This is a genomic window from Methylophaga sp. UBA1464, from assembly GCF_002325665.1.
In the GTDB taxonomy this organism is placed as follows: Bacteria; Pseudomonadota; Gammaproteobacteria; order Nitrosococcales; family Methylophagaceae; genus Methylophaga.
The window spans coordinates 11,452-13,726 of sequence record NZ_DCSO01000011.1; the positions used below are offsets into that span (position 1 = coordinate 11,452).

A 2,275-nucleotide genomic window follows, 5' to 3' on the forward strand; every position below is an offset into this window, starting at 1 on the left:
CCGGCCAGAACTGGGGGGATGACATTCAGGTCAGTACTTCAGGGCATTCTGAACGTTTCGGCGAAGCTTCATTACCATTTGAAGAGTTTGCCTCGCGACTGTATATCTTTCATTACGATCCGCTCGAACCGGGACAGTTTGCTTTGGTTAAAACCGAAGAGTTACAACGCGTTATTGAACGCATTCATCGCAGTTGGGGAGCCAGCCGTTTACCTGAATTAAACAGTTAAGTTCCAGCCTTGTAACACGATTTTATGGTAATTCTGTGTGGTCTTCATGCACTGATTTTGTGTCAGGATTGGTTTCTGTTTCAGTCAAGTTGAAAACCTGGTTCCTTCCACGGTTTTTCGCATGATAAAGCGCTTTGTCTGCCTGATAGAACAGTTCATCGAGATCAGCATGACCATCCCATTCTGCTACACCGAAGCTCGCCGTTATCTGGACTTTCTGTTCTCGATAGACTACCTGCAGATTTTCGATTTCCTTTCGGATACGCTCTGCCACAATATCTGCCATTTGGTGGTCAGCACCGGATAAAAACACCAGGAACTCTTCTCCGCCCATACGACCAAATAAATCCCGAGGTCTAATTGCAGTGCTGATTGGCGTGATAATTTCGCGTAACACCATATCTCCGGCTTCATGCCCCAGATTATCATTAACCAGTTTAAAGTGATCCAGATCGATCATAATGGCACTGGCGGTTTGTCCATCCAGCTTTAACCGATGTAATTCGCGTTTCACTTCACTGAGAAAATGCCGCCGATTGGATATACCGGTCAGCTCGTCTGTGGCAGCACTCTTGGCCAACAGATTATTAGCCTGCTGCAGTGCCTGATTCACTTCTTTCAGTGCTATCGTACGTTCATTTACTCTTTCTTCTAAAAATTGATTCTGTGCTTTCAACGCATTTTCGTGTTGCTCAAGCACATCACGCTGTTCAGCAATTTCCTGAATCAGTAGGGCTAAACCAACCGAAACAATGGCGATTATGGCCAGGTATTCCTGCGTCAACCAAACGGCATTCTGCGGCGTATTCACAATAATAGGATGCGTACCACGCATTAAATGTTCAACAGCAAAAATCGTTATCAATGTAACGGTCGCTGAAGCGCCAACCACCCCCAGTCTGATGGCCGCCACCACACCAAGCAGAACCAACCATATCGGGGTAAAAAACAGGAATGCTTTTTCATAGGATTCAACGCTAAAGCTTTGATACCCAATAATAATGACTGCCATCCAGATCAATAGTGCTTCCAACAGAAAATGCAGTTTAAAATGCGGTAATCCTGCCTGAATCCATCGCCATAAAACAACGATTAATGGCGTTAATATCAGCATCGCCAATGCATCACCGAACCACCATATCTGCCATAAACTCAGATAACTGGTATCCGTTCTTCCAAGTAACAAATATATCCCAGCACCGAACATTCCAGCCAAAGCAGCCGATAGAAAGGGTGCAAAGAATAAAAAGTAAGCACCGTTTTTTAACCGGTCAAAATTAAAATCCTGACCACTTTTACGTCGAATCAAAAATGCAGCTAAAGACACCGACAAAATATTTATCAATGAAAAGCCAATGGCTGACCAGACTGGAAACGCCGGAATAGCAGCTATCAGTTCAGCAATGATGCCGGCCACAGCAACAAAAGGCAGATAACGACAGGGATAAATTAAAAAAGCAGCGAGTAAAATTGCATTAGGCGGCCATAAAATGGCGATACCTTCAGGTGTTATGGTTTGATGAATCCCAATTAACGCACCAAAATAATAGGCAAAGCCTACAAACAGCATTGCCTTGAAGACATTAAAATCAATATATCGGCTTAACGGCAATATAGACTTTAAACCAATCATCATTGAAATGATGACCTACGTTGATTTGAGAACATTAGAAAAGACCTGATGGCAGATGGTTTATTCAATAATGTTCTATCAATCATGTGCCCCCCGGTGAACTGCTTGCAGATCAGTTTCTTATAAAGCGTTTTTACAGTTTTATAACAAATGACAAAAAATAATCATGTTGTCTACCGTTTTTTATTATTGAATCGTATTGGATCGTTGTTTATCACTGATATTACTGAAATAAACTATTTTTTATATCTTTGCCTATAACGAAAAAACAATCATTACACCCACAATAGATAACAGTATTGCGGCCAGTTTATGCCAATTTGCCAGGCTTTTGGTTAGATAGGCCTGACCCGCTGTTGCAGCCAGATAGGCATAAGTACTTTTAACTCCGCCAACAGCGAGCACTGTCAGC

General features: G+C 42.5%; 1 protein-coding gene and 1 pseudogene. One reads left to right on the plus strand and one right to left on the minus strand.

Features of this window, described 5'->3' with window-relative positions; translation table 11 throughout:
• A pseudogene (locus B3O33_RS00840) lies at positions 1-230 on the plus strand (hypothetical protein); the annotation flags it as partial.
• A gap of 22 nt (positions 231-252) precedes the next feature.
• Here the strand turns inward: B3O33_RS00840 and B3O33_RS00845 are convergent.
• Entirely contained in the window at positions 253-1,866 is a 1,614-nt protein-coding gene (locus B3O33_RS00845) for a sensor domain-containing diguanylate cyclase (RefSeq protein ID WP_292359165.1), read from the minus strand.
• Positions 1,867-2,275: the final 409 nt, after the last annotated feature.